Source organism: Psychroserpens sp. S379A (assembly GCF_049800755.1).
Taxonomy (GTDB): Bacteria; Bacteroidota; Bacteroidia; order Flavobacteriales; family Flavobacteriaceae; genus Psychroserpens.
Genome location: NZ_JBNAFQ010000006.1, coordinates 116,175 through 135,911, shown reverse-complemented (window position 1 = coordinate 135,911; position 19,737 = coordinate 116,175). Strand labels below are relative to the sequence as shown.

General features: G+C 35.5%; 14 protein-coding genes. 8 read left to right on the top strand and 6 right to left on the bottom strand.

Annotated elements, in window-relative coordinates; all coding sequences use genetic code 11:
- Window positions 1-72 precede the first annotated feature (72 nt).
- Window positions 73-324, top strand: coding sequence for a hypothetical protein (locus ACP15M_RS13455; RefSeq protein ID WP_425077725.1), 252 nt, complete (start codon window positions 73-75; stop codon window positions 322-324).
- 176 nt (window positions 325-500) lie between these two features.
- Complete coding sequence (locus ACP15M_RS13450; protein WP_425077724.1) at window positions 501-767, top strand: hypothetical protein; 267 nt, start codon at window positions 501-503, stop codon at window positions 765-767.
- A 53-nt stretch (window positions 768-820) separates the two neighbouring features.
- Here the strand turns inward: ACP15M_RS13450 and hemL are convergent, their stop codons facing one another.
- From hemL to ACP15M_RS13435, 3 genes are read right to left on the bottom strand one after another with little or no spacing between them, the layout of a single operon-like run.
- Window positions 821-2,110, bottom strand: a complete 1,290-nt coding sequence (gene hemL / locus ACP15M_RS13445; RefSeq protein WP_425077723.1) for a glutamate-1-semialdehyde 2,1-aminomutase — start codon at window positions 2,108-2,110, stop codon at window positions 821-823.
- Between the two features lie 6 nt (window positions 2,111-2,116).
- A complete protein-coding gene (locus ACP15M_RS13440; protein ID WP_425077722.1) occupies window positions 2,117-2,914 on the bottom strand; it encodes a glucosaminidase domain-containing protein in 798 nt (265 codons plus the stop codon).
- A 5-nt stretch (window positions 2,915-2,919) separates the two neighbouring features.
- Window positions 2,920-3,798 carry a 1-aminocyclopropane-1-carboxylate deaminase/D-cysteine desulfhydrase gene (locus tag ACP15M_RS13435; RefSeq protein WP_425077721.1) on the bottom strand — a complete coding sequence of 293 codons (879 nt, stop codon included), beginning with the start codon at window positions 3,796-3,798 and terminating at the stop codon, window positions 2,920-2,922.
- 172 nt (window positions 3,799-3,970) lie between these two features.
- On the opposite strand from ACP15M_RS13435, the gene ACP15M_RS13430 reads away from it, so the two are divergent.
- Together ACP15M_RS13430 and ACP15M_RS13425 are read left to right on the top strand one after the other, a co-directional pair.
- On the top strand, window positions 3,971-7,420 hold the full coding sequence (locus tag ACP15M_RS13430) for a T9SS sorting signal type C domain-containing protein (protein WP_425077720.1): 3,450 nt from the start codon (window positions 3,971-3,973) through the stop codon (window positions 7,418-7,420).
- Window positions 7,421-7,687: 267 nt separating this feature from the next.
- Window positions 7,688-12,247, top strand: a complete 4,560-nt coding sequence (locus ACP15M_RS13425) for a T9SS sorting signal type C domain-containing protein (RefSeq protein WP_425077719.1) — start codon at window positions 7,688-7,690, stop codon at window positions 12,245-12,247.
- 9 nt (window positions 12,248-12,256) lie between these two features.
- Here ACP15M_RS13425 and ACP15M_RS13420 read toward each other — a convergent pair whose 3' ends face one another.
- Entirely contained in the window at window positions 12,257-12,580 is a 324-nt protein-coding gene (locus tag ACP15M_RS13420; RefSeq protein ID WP_425077718.1) for a hypothetical protein, read from the bottom strand.
- A 49-nt stretch (window positions 12,581-12,629) separates the two neighbouring features.
- Here ACP15M_RS13420 and ACP15M_RS13415 point away from each other — a divergent pair, with 49 nt between their 5' ends.
- The 4 genes from ACP15M_RS13415 to ACP15M_RS13400 all read left to right on the top strand — a co-directional run bounded on the left by ACP15M_RS13415 (window position 12,630) and on the right by ACP15M_RS13400 (window position 17,144).
- A complete protein-coding gene (locus tag ACP15M_RS13415; RefSeq protein ID WP_425077717.1) occupies window positions 12,630-12,791 on the top strand; it encodes a DUF5522 domain-containing protein in 162 nt (53 codons plus the stop codon).
- A 17-nt stretch (window positions 12,792-12,808) separates the two neighbouring features.
- The gene (locus ACP15M_RS13410; RefSeq protein ID WP_425077782.1) at window positions 12,809-14,794 is read left to right on the top strand and encodes a urocanate hydratase; all 1,986 of its coding nucleotides are present in this window, start codon (window positions 12,809-12,811) and stop codon (window positions 14,792-14,794) included.
- A gap of 18 nt (window positions 14,795-14,812) precedes the next feature.
- Window positions 14,813-15,343: a DUF4136 domain-containing protein gene (locus ACP15M_RS13405; protein WP_425077716.1), complete on the top strand. Its 531-nt coding sequence runs from the start codon at window positions 14,813-14,815 to the stop codon at window positions 15,341-15,343.
- A 124-nt stretch (window positions 15,344-15,467) separates the two neighbouring features.
- Window positions 15,468-17,144, top strand: a complete 1,677-nt coding sequence (locus ACP15M_RS13400; protein WP_425077715.1) for a SulP family inorganic anion transporter — start codon at window positions 15,468-15,470, stop codon at window positions 17,142-17,144.
- Between the two features lie 50 nt (window positions 17,145-17,194).
- Here the strand turns inward: ACP15M_RS13400 and ACP15M_RS13395 are convergent, their stop codons facing one another.
- Together ACP15M_RS13395 and ACP15M_RS13390 are read right to left on the bottom strand one after the other, a co-directional pair.
- A complete protein-coding gene (locus ACP15M_RS13395) occupies window positions 17,195-17,560 on the bottom strand; it encodes a hypothetical protein (RefSeq protein ID WP_425077714.1) in 366 nt (121 codons plus the stop codon).
- Window positions 17,561-17,633: 73 nt separating this feature from the next.
- On the bottom strand, window positions 17,634-19,703 hold the full coding sequence (locus ACP15M_RS13390) for an alpha-ketoacid dehydrogenase subunit alpha/beta (protein ID WP_425077713.1): 2,070 nt from the start codon (window positions 19,701-19,703) through the stop codon (window positions 17,634-17,636).
- Window positions 19,704-19,737 lie beyond the last annotated feature (34 nt).

Below are 19,737 nucleotides of genomic sequence, written 5' to 3'. Positions count from 1 at the left end.
TACAAAAACATGTTTTGTAACATTTTTTGTAATTATACGTCATATAAGTATAATCATAAAAAATCAACCATCATGGAATTAGCAATTACACAAGAATTAGAACCGTTACCCATACGTAACTTAGCACACCAATTTGAAACACCAGAAGGTCTTTTAAATTCGAACTATAAAAACGTTGTTAAATGTAATTTAAGCAACCACAGTTCAACTTCAATTTTTGGTATTAAGCAACGTATAAAAAGCAGACAATATCAATTTACTTCAAATATTGAAACCCTTTTAAAAGTGTCTGTTTTTGTAATCACACTTGCAGTAGTATTCTAACACTGCTTACAATTAGACCCTTTAACTGGTACGATTGAGCACATCTCAAAACTATCTTTTACATACTATATAAATGCTTCCTTTGATTAGTATTATACTGAATCAACACATATTTATATACCTCAATTTAAATGTATTAACCTCTCTGAAATATTTCAGAACAAAAAAAAGATACTATGGGCTCAATTTCATTTATGAACGTTACATTAAATAATAATAGAAAATTATTAAAAAACGGAAAACGCAAACCATTCTCAAAAAGGAATGGAGGCTCAAGTAAAACAAGCAGCTACAAACCATATGTTTTACCTCGATTACAACCTCATGTGTTGCGACGAATTAGATTAAAAGTTAAACGTGAAAACCGAAGACTATTAATTAAGAAGTTAATTATAGGAACTCTTGTTCTTTTATTAATCACCTATTGGATTTCCCAGTTATAAAAAAAGCCAGTTTCATTAAACTGGCTTTTTAATGTATTTACAACATCAAGTTTTTACCCTAGCGTTTTGGCGACTTTTTCAACTGCTGCAATAGTTTCGTCTAAATCTTGATAGCTAAGTGCATCAGTAATGAACCAGGTTTCGAAAGCACTTGGAGCGATATAAATTCCTTCGTTAAGCATCCCGTGAAAAAAGGCTTTAAAGGTTTCGTTATTTCCTTTTGCAGCACTATCAAAATCTACGACTTCATCTTCAGAAAAATGAATCGAAATCATTGAACCCATTCGGTTAATGGTATGCACAACCTTGTGTTTTTGTAATGCCTGAGCACAACCGTTTTGCAGATATGCGGTCTTTTCGTCAAGACGCTTAAACAATTCGGCATCATTATGTATGGCATTTAACATGGCAAATCCTGCTGCCATAGCTAAAGGATTTCCGCTTAAAGTACCTGCTTGATACACGCTTCCTAAAGGTGCGAGGTGATTCATTATTTCGTTACGTGCTGCAAACGCACCAACTGGCAGTCCACCACCTATTACTTTTCCGAAGCAAACAATATCAGCATCAACTTTAAATAATTCTTGAGCACCACCTTTAGCCAATCTAAACCCTGTCATGACCTCATCAAAAATTAATAACATGTCATTTGCATCACAAAGCGCTCTTAATTTTTGTAAAAAACTATCTTTAGGAGGAATACAACCCATATTCCCTGCAACAGGTTCAAGAATGATACAAGCAATTTGGTCACGATTAGCTTCGACAAGCGCTTGCACGTTGTTGATATCGTTATATTTTGCCAACAAGGTATCTTTAGCCGTACCTTGTGTTACACCAGGACTATTTGGACTTCCGAAAGTGACTGCTCCACTACCAGCTTGAATTAAAAAAGCATCGCTATGACCATGATAACAGCCTGCAAATTTTATAATTTTATCTTTTCCTGTATATCCTCTTGCTAATCTTACTGCACTCATACAAGCTTCAGTTCCTGAATTAACAAAACGAATTTTATCAATATTAGGAACCATAGACACTGCTAACTCAGCAATTTTAGTTTCAATTTCTGTTGGCATTCCGAATGAGGTTCCCTGTTTTGTTTTTTCGACAACGGCATTGACCACTGGCTCAAATGCATGCCCAAGCAACATTGGTCCCCAAGAATTGATATAATCAATATAACGATTATCATCTTCATCATACACATAAGCGCCTTTTGCAGATTTTGCAAAAATTGGAGTTCCTCCAACAGCTTTAAAAGCTCTTACAGGAGAATTTACACCTCCAGGAATGACGAATTCGGCTTCTTTAAAAAGCGCACTACTTCTTTTGTATAACATGGGTATTTATTTAATGATCAAAACCTGACCAATTGATAATTCATTGTCTTTAAGACCGTTTATTGCTTTGAGTTGTTTAACTGTTGTATTGTACGTTTTAGACAATGAGTATAAGGTGTCTCCTTTAATAACTGTATGGCTTTTTATATTAGACTCCTTAACAACTTTTGCTGAATGCTGCTTGCCTAAAACCTCATCGTCAAACCGATATAATTGGTAACGCTCAATTAAACTAATTAATTTTTGAGGGTATTTTCTGTCGGTTGCATATCCTGCAGCTCTAAGCCCTTTTGCCCAAGCTTTGTAATCGTCTTCTCTTAACTGAAATAATTTTGAATAACGACTTCTTGACGTTAAAAATGTAGAATGATCTTCGAATGAAGACTCCGCATGTTTATACTTTCTAAAACATTCTTGTGAAGCATCATCGTCGTGATAAATTTTTTGCCCTGTCCATCCATGGCATTTAATTCCGAAGTGATTGTTTGCTTTAACCGCTAAGCGTCCTTGTCCAGAACCAGACTCTAAAATGCCTTGCGCTAAGGTTATACTTGCAGGAATTTTATATTTGCGCATTTCTTCTTTAGCAATACCACTAAAATTAGCGATGTAAGCCTCAACAGCAGTCATATGAGTTCCCGTTTTTGAAGGCGACTTAGGTGTTGGTTTTGTTACTGGTTTAGTGGTTTTTAAAACCCGTTCGGTTTTAGGCTTACTGCTTTTCTTTTTTGTAACTATTTTTTGTTTAGACCCACAGCTTACAATTACAAAAGAGATTAAAAAGACAATACTATATTTTTTCATAAATACTAAACGATTAAGGGCTTGTTTTGTTGTTTCAGTTTTACATTCATACCTTCAATACCTTGCAATCCTCCTGTGTGTATGGCTAAGATTTTTGAATCCTTTTTAAAATACCCTTTTGAAATCAAATCGTAAATGCCATACATCATTTTTCCAGTATAAATTGGATCTAATGGTACGTTATGCGTTGCTTTAAATTGATTTATAAATTGGATTAAATCTTTATTAACCTTAGCGTAACCTCCAAAATGATACTTAGAAACAAGTTCCCAATTGGTTTTGGTTGCAAATTTAGTGATTTCTTTACTTAAAAAATCACCTTTTAATGCTGGAAAGCCAATAATTTTTTGGTGTTGCGCACTTGAGTTTATTAAACCAGAAATGGTGCCTCCAGTACCCACAGGACAGCAAATATAATCAAAGGTCTTGTCTATATCATCTAAAATTTCTTCGCAACCTTTAACCGCTAAAGGATTGGTTCCGCCTTCAGGAATGAGATAAAAATCACCAAATTCGTCTTCTAGCTGATTAACAAATTCAGTAGTCATTTTGTTTTTATACAATGCTCTAGAAACAAATTTAAACTGCATTCCGCATTGCTTAGCAAATGAAAGCGTTGCATTGAGTTGCTTTGAATGATGCAGTTCTTCGCCTCTAATAATTCCAATGGTTTTAAAACCATGTTCATATCCTGTATAAGCCACAGCTGCAATATGGTTTGAAAACGCTCCTCCAAAAGTTAACAATGTGTTTTTTTGTAAGATTTTTGCTTCAAGTAGATTGTATTTTAGTTTTCGTTTTTTATTACCAGAAACATGTTTATGATTTAAGTAATCTGGCTTTATAAAAACATGATTATCAATTGCAATACGGTTTTCATCCATAAAATAAAACACTTTATCAAATAAGTTAAGAAATCTTTAAATTTTTATTAAAATTATATAATTTTGAGTAAATTTGGAGGCCTATACAAATATAGTTCTTCCTGATCTTAATAAATCCTACGAAAATTGACTGCAAAATGAGTCATTTTGTTGTGCCTTAAATTTAAAAATTATGATTAGAAAGTTACTTTTCTTCGTTGTATTTACATTTACAACCTTATATGGTATTGCTCAAGCTCCAGGTAATGGCGATGTGCTTGCAAATGTTGTACCAATCACCCTAAACTACGGAACCACAACCTCTACAGGTTTTCAATATGTGCTATTACCATATCAAAATAATGTTGCTGAAGCCGATATATGTACTGGGTTTACTCTTTACGGAACTAGTCGTGATGGCATGTACTCTATAGACGTTGCTGTTGCAGGTGATTATAGGTTTCAGTTTGCAAATAATGGGACGACTTGGAAATCCTTATCTCTATACTCTGCATTTCCAGTTAATGCAGGCAATTGCATAGGAGCTGCAGAAACTGCAGGACAACGTGATGCTGCAATACCTCTCGATATTAATTTATCTGTAGGCACATATTATATTGTTATTGATGGTTGGACCGCAGCAGCTGGGTATCCACCTTCAACCACTCACCCTGCTCCTTATGTAGGAGGACCATGGAATCGTCCAGTTTTTGAATTATTAATAACAGCTCCTATCTCTAATGATGAATGTGTTGATGCTATAGAGTTGTTTTCTGATGTTGATTGTTCCTTAGTGACCTATACCAATGAAGGTGCAACGGGTTCAACTGGTCATCCTGCTCCAGGCTGCGCCAATTACCTAGGTGGCGATGTTTGGTTTAGCTATGTAGTTAATGACTCAGGAGAATTTACAATCACTACTGAGCCTGGTGTTATGACCGATAGTGGTATGGCGGTTTACTCAGGCACTTGTGGTTCTTTAACACTGGAAGATTGTGATGATGATTTTGGAACTGGAGCTATGTCTACAATCACACTTACAGGTAGAACCCCTGGAGAAATCATATATATACGACTATGGGAATACGGAAATAATAACAATGGTACTTTTGATATTTGTATTACCACACCTTTATTACCTGGCGACAATGGCGTTTATGCCGACTGCCCTAACGAACGCAGTAAGTCGTTAACTTCAGACTTTGCTTGTCCGCCTGGTATAAATACATCAGATACCGTTTTTGGGAATCTACAAGGTGGTGCATTAGCAAATAAACCCGTATCTGCAGCTAATTCAACAATTTGCTCATTTACAGGATTATCAAGACGTTATGAAGAAATCAATTTTACAGTGCCAACTACTGGTGTTTATGTAATAGAAATGACCGCAGCTGCAGGATTTGATGGTATGGGCTATATTGTTGAAACTGGGTTTACACCTGGCGTTTGTGGTGCAGGATTTGTGGTAAGAGATGATGACTCTGGTGTAGGACTTCGTTCTGAATTAACTGCGACTTTAACCGCAGGTGTTAATTACACCTTAATTACCACAGAATGGGGAGGACCAGGCAGTGGTAATAGTCCTTATACTTGGGAAGTTACAACAGGACCTGATATAAATTGGACAACAGCATCAGCTCCAATAGAATGGTACACAGCGGTTTCTGGAGGTACTCCTATAAAATCGGGTGCAGGTTTTAACCCAGTAAACTATCCTGGTTCTGGGTTAACCGATACTAGCACACCAGGTATTTATTCGTATTGGTATGCTTGTCCCGGTAATCCAACAGCAAGAACACGAGTAGATTATGTTATTGGTAAGATTTGGACAGGTGCTACATCTAACAATTGGAATACAGCAACAAATTGGTCTGGAAATACAGTTCCTACGGATACGCAGTGTGTGTATATTCCAACAGGAATAACTCCTCCAATTATTAGTGATAATGGCAATGCAGATGCTTACAACCTTACTGTTGAAGATGGCGCCTTGCTTGTTTTAGCTGCTAACACTAATGCAGACAATGCTGGATCAACATTAACCGTTCAAGATTTTATAGACATCCAAGGCACTGGATCTTTAATTGTAAGAGATGATGCTAGTTTAATTCAAGTAAACGACACACCAGCCCGACCAAATAGTGGAGCAATTGAACTGCACAGAAACACAAATATAAGACTACTTGACTATGTATATTGGTCTAGTCCAGTCGAAAACTTTGATGTTTCAGATGTATATGACATAAACACACCTACTAATCGTATCTATGAATGGATTCCAACTACAGCAACAGGTTATTTAGGTATGCCAGGAAATGTGCCCATTATTACTGGCAACTGGAACAACCTAAGCTCTGGTATTATGGACATTGGAAAAGGTTATGCGGTTAGAGGACCTAATGGCCACACAACTGCTGCTTCAATAGCTTCTGCAACGTTTAATGGTGTAGCCAATAATGGGGTTATTACTCAATCGTTAAGTAGTGGTGGTTATTCTGGAGGAGGCTTAATGTACAATCCTTATGGCACAAACAGCCTAAGTGTAACTCAACTAGACGACAATTGGAATCTTATTGGTAATCCATATCCTTCCGCTTTAAATGCCAATGCCTTTTTAACCCATCCTAGTAACAATTTAATTGAAGGTGCAGTTCATATTTGGACACATAATATTCCTATAGGCGGTAATGGAGATTCTTTTTATGATGATTTTGCCTACACCTATAGTGTTAATGATTATGTGACGTATAACATTTCTGGTTCTACTTACCCTAATGAAACGTTTGCAGGTCAAATCGCTTCAGGACAAGGCTTCTTTGTTTTAGCTTTAAATGACAATGAAACAGGCAGCGTCACCTTTAACAATAGTATGCGTGATAGAACTTATAGTAATACTGCTTTTTATAGAACAGCTGAAGCTAACGAAAGTACTTCGAGTACAAGTGATTATCAGAATATTGAACGTCATCGTATTTGGTTAAGTTTATTAAATCAAAATGATGAAGCATCAAACACTTTAGTAGGATATATTGAAGGTGCTACACAGGAAAAAGACCGATTATACGATGCTTATGCTCGAGAGGTTAACAATTTAAATATTTACTCTAAAGCTAACGACGATCGTCTTACAATCCAAGGACGTTCATTACCTTTTGATAACAATGACCAAGTTCCTATAGGAATCGTTATTCCTCAAGCAGGAGAATACACTATTGCAATAAGTAAAGTAGATGGCTTATTTACAAATGGTGATCAAAACATTTATTTAGAAGACCTTTACAATGATGTTATTCATAATTTAAAAGCTACTCCGTATACTTTTACTGAAACTGAAGCTATTGATTATGAAGATAGATTTGTGTTAAGATATACCAATGAAGCCTTAAGCGTTGATGATTTAGAATTAAGTGATTTAAGTATTACAGCTCCAAAGGGTAAATATGTAAAGGTTAACACTAACAACAATCTAGTTGATTCTGTTGTAATCTATGACCTTTTAGGTAGAGTCATGTTAAACAAAACTTCTATTAGTAACGATGAATTTGTTTACACCAATCACAACTTATCTAGTGGTGCTTATATAGTTAAAGTAACCTTAGAGAGTGGTCAAACTAAAACACAAAAAATAATACTAAAAGATTAGCAAATACTATTTTTATAGTATTGAAAAGCCCTTAATTAATTAAGGGCTTTTTTTATTTTCAAAAACACAGCATTCACATTACAAAAATGGATTTTATCTAAAAAACACAACACTTTAACAAAAAAACAAATAAATTCATAATTTTTATCTAAAATTATGTAATTTTTACTACATTGTTTTTGTTATAGTGCCTCACCTCTATTTTTAAAACTTTTAACCTCACTTAAAAGCCTATATAGGCTATGGTTTTGTTTTAAATTTTGCATTATGGCCAGAAAACTACTCTTACTTATTTTAATAACAATCATACCTAAATTAGCTCAAACACAAGCTCCAGGTGTTGATTGTGGTTCGGCGACTCCATTAGCTCTTGTTCCTGGCGGCACAATATCAACAGGTTTGCAAACCACTGCAGGATTAGGCGACGACTATGGTGTGATTGGTTGCTTAGGAACAGTATTTTATGGTGATGCAACAGATGGTGTATACTCCATAAATGTTACTAGTGGAGGTGACTACACCTTCGATTTTGCTAATACAGGTAATACATGGAAATCACTCTCTATTCATTCGGGTTGCGCACCCACAAATGGGAATTGCGAAGGAGGTATTGAAACAGGAGGAGATCCATTTGGCACATCTGGCCCAGTAACCTTGACACCAGGCACTTACTATTTAGTTATTGATTCATGGTCTGTTCTCACAACAGATGCTAATTTTACTTTAGAAATCACTTCTCCTATAGCCAATGACGATCCTTGTGGCGCTATTGCTTTAAGTCCAAACATTCCTTGCTCTTATACAACCTTCACTACTGAAAACGCTACAGCTTCAGCTGGAATTCCTGCTCCAGGCTGTGCTAGTTATAATGGTGGTGATGTTTGGTTTACAACAGTAGTTCCAGCAAGCGGAACCATTATAATTGATACAGATACTGGCGTGATAACTGACAGTGGAATGGCTATTTATTCAGTGACTGGAGTTTGCCCTACACCAACATTAACCTTAATTGAATGTGACGATGATGACAGTATTAACGGTGGCGCTTTAATGTCATCAATTACAAGAACCGGTTTAACTGCAGGTGAAACGATTTATATTCGCGTTTGGGAATACAATAATGACAACCCTGGAACTTTTGATATTTGTGTTACCGAACCTCCCGGACCACCTGTTAATGATGATCCTTGTACTGCTACTAATTTAAGTGTGAACTCTCCATGTTCATTTTCAACCTATACAAATGAAAGTGCTACTGCTTCTACTGGTGTACCTGCTCCTGGTTGTGCAGGTTATAGTGGTGGCGATGTATGGTTTACAGTTACAGTACCTACAAGCGGAAGCATTATTGTTGATACAGATACAGGTGTAATGACTGATAGTGGTATGGCTATTTACTCAGGTACTTGTGGTTCGCTTTCACTCATTGAGTGTGATGATGATGATAGTGATAATGGTGCTATGTCTTCGATTACAAGTACAGGTTTAACTCCTGGAAGCACAGTTTATATAAGAGTTTGGGAATTTGGAAATAACAACAATGGAACTTTTGACATCTGTGTTACTGAACCACCACCTCCACCAACAAACACAGATTGTGCTTCTGCAACAAGTATTAATTGTGGGCAATCTATTTTTGCAACAACAAATGGAACTACTGGAAGCACTGCTCATGGCACTGTATGCACCATGAGTGATTATGGGGTTTGGTTTCACTTTGTGGGAACAGGAGATTCAACTACAATTGAGGTCACTCCAAATGGTAGTTATGATACTGAAATTGCAGTATTAGAAGGTAACTGTGGAGCACTAACCAATATTACTTGTCAAGATGGTTTTGGCAATGATTCTTATACCTTTACAACAACAAGTTTAACCGATTATTATGTGTATGTAGCACATTATAGCGACTTTGGATCTACAACTGGTGATTTTACAATTGAAATCACTTGTACGCCTCCAAACTGTACCGCAGGTTCTGGAACAGGAGTGTCATCACTAGGTTTACCTAACTTGACTGCTTCAGATATTAATGGCAATAATCCAGCTGTCACTTCTTGTGGTGTTGTAGGAAGTGTCGATCTTGAGGCAACTTATCTACAATTAGGTGACCCAAGTAATTATAGTGTGTCTTCAATTGCTTACAACCCACCATATCAATTTGATTGTTTATCTAATCAATTCTCAACGTTTAATGATGACACCTGGTCTCCTGTAGTCAATATGCCTTTTGATTTTTGTTTTTATGATAATGTGACTGCTAATGCTTTGTCGCAATTACAAGCAACTGCCAATGCCGTAATATCTTTTGAAAGTTTTGCACCTGGGTCTGGTTGTGGCTACTATAATGATTGGAACGTACCCAATGCTATAAACTCTAATGGCGGACGATTTTTTGGTCGCTCAATTTACGGCGTTTACCATGATATTGACCCAAGTCAAGGTGGTGAAGTTGGTTACGAAACTATCACACTTGATACTGGAGAAAGAGCCTTTATAATGTCTTGGCATGATATCCCAATGTTTTCAGACAACTCTATACTCTATACTGGTATGATTGTTTTATACGAACACAGTAATGTTATAGATGTCTATATTGAAGAGAAAAACATTGACAACAATAATATTTCTCCTTGGAATGACGGAAATGCAACCGTAGCCATACAAAATGATGCCACTACTGGTTTGGCAGCGCCCAACAGAAACAGTTTAGATGCTAACTGGAATACCACACAAGAAGCGTGGAGATTTACTCCAATAGGTGGTGGTTTAGGATCAATTTCTACTTTAACTTGGTATGAAGGTTCGGCGTCAGTAAATGGCAACTCGACAACTGGACTTACATCTTTAGGTAATAATGATGTGATTACAGTTGCTCCTACTTCTGATACAACCTACACTGCTGAAATCGTTTATAATTTTTGTGATGGCACGACAATGACTAGATTTGAAGAAATTTTAGTTCAAATATCAAGCACTAAAATTTGGGATGGGTCTGAAGCTACCGACAACTGGATGAATCCATTAAATTGGTCAGACGATGCCATACCAACAGCTGTTGACTGCGTCGTTATACCTGTAACTGGCAATGACCCTGTTATTTACGACAATAATCATGGAGATGGTTTAAATTTAACGATTGAAACAGGAGCTACATTAACTTTAACTTCTGATACAAATAATAATAATTTTGCTTCCTCATTAACCATTCAAGACTATATTGAGATTCAAGGTACTGGCGAATTAATTGTTCAAAATGACGCTAGTTTAATTCAAGTATATGATAGCAGTACTTCAGTAGCTCCATCACAAATAAATTCCGGAAATATAGAGCTCTACCGAAACACTAGCATTAGACAAACTGATTATGTTTATTGGTCAAGTCCTGTTCAAGGTTTTGATGTCTCCAATGTATATGGTGCTTTTACACCATCAGGTTATATTTACCAATGGACACCAACAGTGCCAACTGGCACTTTTACACCTGGCGTACTTCCAACTGGTGGCATACCAATTTGCTATGGTAACTGGAATCCTTTAAGCTCTGGGACAATGGCTCTTGGTAAAGGCTATATTGTTAGAGGTCCTACAAACCACACTTCAGGAACATCAATAGCTACTTCTGTGTTTACAGGAGTACCAAACAATGGCGTTATTACTCAACCTATAAGTAGTGGCTCAAATTCTTTTGGAAATAGTAATTATACTTATAATCCTTATGGCAATGATGTATTAACAGTTACCCCTTATGATGACAATTGGAACCTTTTAGGAAATCCTTACCCTTCAGCTTTAGATGCGAATTCCTTTTTAACACATCCAAGTAATAATTTAATTGAAGGCTCTGTTCATATTTGGACTCATGGTACACAAATTGGCAATAATGGCGATTCATTCTATGATGATTTTGCCTTCACCTATGATGACAACGATTACATCACTTATAACTTATCTGGTGTCTCTAATCCTAATCCAATTTTTAATGGAAAGATTGCTTCTGGACAAGGCTTTTTTGTACTAGCATTAAATGACAATGAATCTGGGAATGTAACTTTTAACAATAGTATGCGAGATCGATCTCATAGCAATACTGCATTCTATAGATCGGCTAATCCTAATGAAAACATTTCAAATTCTGATTCTATTGAGCGTCATCGCATATGGTTAGACTTAATTGATTCAAACGGATCTTCATCAAATATTTTAGTCGGTTATATTGAAGGTGCTACTCAAGAAAAAGACAGACTGTATGATGCATATATTAGAGAAGTAAACAACCTTAGCATGTATTCTAAAATAGATAATAAGCGTATGGTCATTCAAGGACGTGCATTGCCGTTTGATGTAAATGACCAAGTGCCTTTAGGAACCGTTATTCCTCATGCAGGAGAATACACTATTGCCATTAGCAGTGTTGATGGTTTATTTTTAGATGTCAATCAAAATATTTATTTAGAAGACGTCTATGAAGGTATTGTTCATGATTTAAGAGCTTCTCCTTATGTGTTCACCGAAACTGAAGCAATAGATTATGAAAATCGTTTTGTTTTAAGATACACAAATGAAACTCTTAGCACCATAGATTTAGAATTAAGTGCATTAAGCATCATAGCTCCTAAAGGAAATTATATAAAAATCAATTCTAATAGAAGTGCTATAGAATCTGTTATAGTTTATGATCTTTTAGGTCGTGTTTTATTTAACAAGAACACTATTAATACAACTGAGTTTATCATAAATAATCACAACCTTTCTAGTGGAGCATACATCGTTAAAGCTACATTAGTAAACGGCAAGTCAAAAGCTCAAAAAATAGTGTTAAAATAAGACGCTTTATTACATATAATTTAGAAAATTATAAAACGACCTTGACTTTAAATAGTTAAGGTCGTTTTCATTGGCATATGCTTCCTTTTCAAACGAAATATTCTTATACGCTTTATGCCATTTTTTGTAAATCAAAAGTCGAATTAAAAACTCAACACCATACCATATATAAAATATAATTAAAAAAAGTTCTAATTGCTGTCTTAAGTGAATCTTCTCATGATTTAGCAACACATTATTTATACTTAAATGCTTATATTTTAAAAGTATAAAAGGGAAAATTACAATTCCAACATACCCTTTAGGAACCAAATATCTAGAGACTAAAATCATAGTATATTACAAACAAAAATCAGTCCAATTTACATTATCTTTGTAAGATATGAAGAAAATTATTCCATTAGAGGAAGGCGATTACTATTTAACACCTGAAGGATATCGCTGCTTTACAGAACAGTATCATTTAAAACGAGGTTACTGTTGTGAAAGTGGATGCAGACATTGTCCTTATGGTTTTAACAAAAACAAATTAAAAAAAAAGTGATGCATACAACACAAAACATATCTTTTCAAGATCAAATAAAAGAAGGTATTCCAAAAAACCTACCTCAACCTAAGCCATATGATAATTCAATTAATCATGCACCTAAACGTAAAGACATTCTATCAAACGATGAGAAGAAACTAGCTCTAAAAAATGCTTTACGATATTTTGATAAGTCTCATCATTCTGAATTAATTTCAGAATTTAAAAACGAGCTTGAAACTTATGGAAGGATTTACATGTATCGTTTTCGTCCTGATTATAAAATGTATGCTAGGCCTATCGCAGAATATCCAGCAAAATCTCAACAAGCTGCAGCGATTATGCTAATGATTCAAAATAATTTAGACTATGCTGTTGCTCAACATCCTCACGAATTAATCACCTATGGTGGAAATGGAGGTGTATTTTCAAATTGGGCACAATACAGATTAACAATGAAATATCTTTCAGAAATGAATGATGAGCAAACTCTTGTGATGTACTCAGGACATCCTATGGGTTTATTCCCTAGTCATAAAGATGCACCAAGAGTAGTTGTTACAAATGGTATGATGATCCCTAATTACTCAAAACCTGATGACTGGGAAAAGTTTAATGCTTTAGGTGTTACTCAATATGGGCAAATGACTGCTGGTAGTTACATGTATATTGGTCCGCAAGGTATTGTTCATGGTACTACGATTACAGTATTAAACGGGTTTAGAAAAATTAAAAAAGAACCTAAAGGACACCTATTTGTAACTTCTGGACTTGGAGGTATGTCTGGAGCACAACCAAAAGCTGGTAACATTGCAGGATGCATTACAGTTTGTGCCGAAGTAAATCCTAAAATTACGCAAGTTAGATTAGACCAAGGTTGGATAGATGAAAAAATTACAGACTTAGATGAGCTTGTTACTCGAGTTAACAAAGCCAAAGCTGAAAAAGAGACGGTTTCAATTGCATATTTAGGTAATGTTGTTGATGTATGGGAAAAATTTGATACGGCAAATATTCATATCGATTTAGGTAGTGATCAAACGTCTTTACACAACCCTTGGGCTGGAGGCTATTATCCTGCAGATATCTCTTTTGAAGATGCCAATGATATGATGGCGAATAATCCGATATTATTTAAAGAAAAGGTGCAAGAAACCTTACGTCGTCATGCTATTGCGATAAATAAACATACTGCCAAAGGCACCTATTTTTTTGACTACGGAAATGCTTTCCTTTTAGAAGCATCGAGAGCTGGAGCAGATATTATGGCAGATAATGGTATTGATTTTAAATACCCAAGCTATGTTCAAGATATTATGGGACCTATGTGTTTTGATTACGGATTTGGACCCTTTAGATGGGTTTGTGCTTCAGGGAAGCCTGAAGATTTAGTTAAAACCGATGAAATAGCCTGCAAAGTTCTTGAAAAAATAATGCTAAACTCACCGCAAGACATCCAACAGCAAATGGCTGACAACATACAATGGATAAAAGGTGCTCAAGAAAACAAACTGGTTGTAGGTTCACAAGCAAGAATTTTATATGCTGATGCTGAAGGACGAATGAAAATCGCTGAAGCCTTTAATAATGCTATTAAAGATGGGCAAATAGGTTCTGTAATACTTGGGAGAGATCATCATGATGTCTCTGGAACAGATTCTCCATATCGCGAAACCAGTAATATTTACGATGGATCTCGTTTTACAGCAGATATGGCCATACATAATGTTATTGGCGATAGTTTTAGAGGCGCAACTTGGGTAAGCATACACAATGGTGGAGGTGTTGGCTGGGGAGAAGTTATTAATGGTGGATTTGGTATGGTTCTTGATGGTAGTAAGGATGCTGAAAGACGCTTAAAATCTATGCTATTCTGGGATGTAAACAACGGAATTGCTAGACGAAATTGGGCTAGAAATGAAGGTGCAATTTTTGCAATTAAACGCGCTATGGCTGAAGAACCAAATCTTAAAGTCACGCTTCCAAATACTGTTGATGATGATTTACTAGACTCGTTATAACTTTAAAAAATTATTGCTATGAAAAAAATATTAAAAATTAGTCTTGTACTACTTATTACCCTTACAACAGCTTGTAGTTCTGTTAGAGTTGCTTCAGATTACGATAAAGAAGCAAATTTTGAATCCTACAAAACGTTTGCCTTTTTCAAAACAGGAATCGATAAAGCAGAAATTAGTGATTTGGATAAACGCAGAATTTTAAGAGCCATTGAAGCTGAATTACTAGCAAAAGGTTTTACAAAGTCTGACAATCCAGACATGCTAGTAAGTATCTTTACTAAATCGCAACAACGAGTTAACGTTTACAACAATGCTTGGGGTTGGGGAAGTTTTGGTCCTGGTTGGGGTTGGGGCTGGAACAATCAACCTGTTGTTTCTACCCAATCTGAAGGCACTTTATTTATCGATTTAATTGATATGAAAAATAAAGAACTCATATGGCAAGGTATGGGTACAGGTTATATTTCTCAAAATATGGAGAAAAAAGAGGCTCAAATTAAAGAATTTGTAATGAAAATAATGGAGAAATATCCTCCAGAAATACAATAACAAACGCTTAATTTATTATATCACCAAGCATCAACTTAAAGTTGGTGCTTGCTTGTTTTATAGCATGAGTTTTAAGCTTATTATATAAATAGCTTATATTTGCCGACTTTTAAGAGCATACATTATGATATTAGGTCAAACCACTAGAAAAAACTTTACACAAAACCCTAAAAACGATATCCTTTCAGGTTTAACTGTTGCATTAGCACTAGTTCCTGAAGCAGTTGCATTTGCGTTTGTTGCTGGTGTTGATCCATTAGTTGGACTTTATGGTGCTTTTATGATGGGTATTGTTACCGCTCTATTTGGCGGAAGACCTGGAATGATTTCTGGAGCAACTGGAGCCATGGCTGTAGTTATGGTTCATTTAATTCAGAAAGGAAATGAAGTCGGTATTAACCTTGAAACACCAATAGAAAACCTTGGCTTACAATGGCTTTTTATCACTTTATTGTTTGTTGGTGGCATTCAAATATTAGCAGGTGTTTTTAAACTAGGAAAGTTTGTTAGACTTATTCCGCATCCAGTTATGATGGGATTCGTAAATGGTTTAGCCATTGTTATCTTTCTTTCACAACTCGGCTTATTCCCTAACGCTGTTCCTAAAGACATTTCTATATGGACTAATACTTCTGAATGGTTTTCTGCTTTGTTTTCAAATGCAACGTTTTGGAAAATGATGGGTTTTATTGGTTTGACTATGGGAATCATGTATGGACTCCCTAAACTTACCAAGAAAATTCCAGCTGCTTTAATTGCTATTATAGTTGTCGCGTGTATTACTATTTTTGGCGGCATTGAAATGAGTACTGTAGGCTCGTTTATTAGAGAAGGTGGTGGTGAAGGCTTACAAGGTGAATTGCCTACATTTCAAGATCAAATTTTTGGTTTATTTAGCACCTTATCTGGACATTGGGATTTAATCTTTTCAACAGCATTTATCTTAGCTGCTGTTGGTTTAATTGAATCTTTAATGACGCTTAACCTTATTGATGAAATGACTGAAACCAGAGGAAATGGAAACAGAGAATGTATAGCTCAAGGTAGTGCTAATATGTTAAACGGATTATTTGGAGGAATGGGTGGTTGTGCCATGATCGGACAATCTATTATTAATGTAGATTCAGGCGGACGAGGCAGACTATCTGGAGCAGTTGCTGCAGCAGCGTTATTATGCTTTGTTCTTTTTGGAGCTCCTTTGATTGAGCAAATTCCAATTGCAGCTCTTGTAGGTGTTATGTTTATGGTCGTAATCGGAACCTTTGCTTGGAGTAGTTTTAGAATCATTAGAAAAATTCCGTTATCAGATGCAATTGTATTAATAGCTGTATCTGCAATTACTGTTTGGAAAGACTTAGCTATTGCTGTAATTGCTGGAGTTATCATTTCGGCATTGGTATTTGCATGGAAGAATGCCACAATGATTAGAGCACGTAAAAGAATACAACCAAATGGGACTAAAACCTATGAAATTTGGGGACCGCTGTTTTTTGGATCAATACAAAACTTTAATTCTAAATTTGATGTAAAAAATGACCCTCAACATATTGAAATAGACTTTATTGAATCTAGAGTAAGTGATCATTCTGCTCTAGAAGCTATTTTTAATTTAGTAAACAAATATGAAGCAGAAGGGAAATCAATAAAACTGAGACATCTTAGTGAAGATTGTAAAGTTTTGCTCTATAAGGGGAGTCCAAAATTTAAAGAAGTAATTGTTGAAGATATTGATGATCCTAGATATCATTTGGCAGCAGATCCTGAGAAATTTACAAAACCATTATCTGAATACAACATATAAAAAAAGCGACCTAAAATGGTCGCTTTTTAATTAAATTAATATTGAGTGAGTTATAAGTCTTTGGCTTTTGCTAAGTACTTTTTCAACTGATCTTGATTTAAAATGTCTTTCATCGAATCTGAAACATATCGCTCCATTCTAGCAGTAAAAGCAGCTTTTTGCTTTGTGTCTTCTTTAGCTTGTAATTTACCAATCTTCTGTCCAACTTCTATAAAAAGATTATAAACTTGCTCTTGTTGTTTATTATTTAGATCTAAATAACTGATTAAGCTTTTAGTTTTCTTCTTTGCGTTTGCTTTAATATAGCTCAAATCATAGGTCTTAACTTCCTTTTCCATTTTTGCCTGTGCATTAATAGATTGATTTCCTAAAAACAAAAATAAAGCAGCAACTATGAGAAGTATGTTCTTTTTCATAATAAAAATTTAGATAGTTAAAGGTTCAATATACGAAATTTCAAAATATTTAAGCATTAAAAATTTTAAAACGCTAATAATTTATCAACGTTTCTATTTTTTCCTTCACTTTTTCTGTTGAAGGAATCATCGTTTGTTCTAAAGTAGAATTTAAAGGAATTGCTGGCATGTTTTCACTACCAATAGTCATTACAGGAGCATCCAAATATTTAAAACACTCCTCTTGAATTTTCCCAGCCAATGCTCTTGCAAAACTATTGTTAGAAGGCTCTTCTGTAACCACTAAACATTTTCCGGTTTTCTTAACTGAAGTCATGATAGTATCTTCATCTAAAGGAAATAAAGTTCTTAAATCAATAATTTCAATTTGATCTCGCATGTTCAATTCTCCTGAAGCATTATAAGCCCAATGCACTCCCATTCCGTAGGTTACAATAGTAAGTGTTTCAACCTCGTCTTGTTTCCAAATTTCTTGTAACACCCAAGCTTTTCCAAATGGTAACACATAATCTTCAGAAGGTTCAACAGAGGTAGCTGTTAAAGTTCCTGGCACTTTAGACCAATACAAGCCTTTATGCTCTAAAATCACCACAGGATTTGGATCGTAGTAAGCCGCTTTCATCAAGCCTTTTAAATCGGCTCCATTACTAGGATAAGCTATTTTTATACCACGAATATTGGTAATTACACTTTCGACAGAAGATGAATGATATGGACCACCACTTCCATAAGCTCCAATAGGCACACGAAGTATCATGCTTACAGGCCATTTTCCGTTAGACAAATAGCAACTGCGACTCACTTCTGTAAATAACTGATTGAGTCCTGGCCAGATATAATCTGCAAACTGAACCTCAACTATTGGTTTTAAACCAACTGCACTCATCCCAACGGTAGAACCTACAATAAATGCTTCTTGAATTGGTGTATTAAATACACGATCATCGCCAAACTTTTGCGCCAGAGTAGCAGCTTCTCTAAAAACACCTCCTAATCGTCCACCAACATCTTGTCCGTAAAGCAAACATTCTTTGTGTTTCTTCATGAGTTCTTCAACTGCAAATAAGGCACAATCTACCATAACTACTTTATCTGCACCTTCTGGTGAACGCACTCCCTTTTCTTCAGTAATAGGCGTTGGTGCAAAATCGTTTGTGAATAAATCCTCTGGTTTTGGATCTTCTGCTTGAAATGCTTTTTCAAAATCGGATTGCACTTTCGTTTTTGCAGAATTTTCTATTTGGTTGACTTCTTTTTCTGAATATCCATTATCCAGCAATTGTTGTCTTAAAACAGGATAAGGATCACGAGAACGCGCTTCCTCTAAATCGTCACGATACCATTCCATTCGTACACCAGACGTATGATGATTTAAAAGAGGTACTTTAGCATGAACCACAAATGGTCGTCGTTCTTCTCGAATAGTTTTAATTACTTTTTCTATAGCGTCGTAACTTTCCATAAAATTTGCGCCATCAATAGAAATTGCATCTAGTCCATGAAATCCTTGTGCATATTCAAATGCATTTTGAGCTCTAGTTTCAGCTTCATTTGCAGAAATGTCCCAACCATTATCTTGAACTAAATATAAGATTGGCATTTGTTTTAAAGCTGCCATTTGAAAGGCTTCAGCGATTTCCCCTTCGGTTACTGAAGCATCGCCAAGGCTACAAACTGTTATTGGATTTTGAGACTCTTCGTCTGCGCTCAGAGTGACAGGGTTTTTCAAATTCTGCTTTTCTAAGTATTGCATTCCCATAGCAACACCAGTTGCAGGAATAGCTTGCATTCCAGTTGCAGAAGACTGATGCGGAATTTTTGGTTTATCTGCATCCTTTAAACTAGGATGTGAATAATAAGTTCTTCCTCCTGAAAATGGATCTTCTTTTTTTGCCAGTAACTGCAACATTAAATCATAAGGTTTTAAACCAAATGATAATAACATCGCATCATCTCTATAATACGGAAATGCATAATCTTGAGGTAATAATTGCATTCCTAATGCCGTTTGAACAGCTTCATGGCCTCTAGAAGTAGCGTGTACATATTTTGAAACTTGTTTGAAATTAGCTTCATATAATTCTGCCATAGCTTTGGCTGTACATAGATTTGAAAATCCTTTTTTTAATATATCTTTATTCATCTCTTTCTTTTTGTCATTGAAAAGAGAAACAACG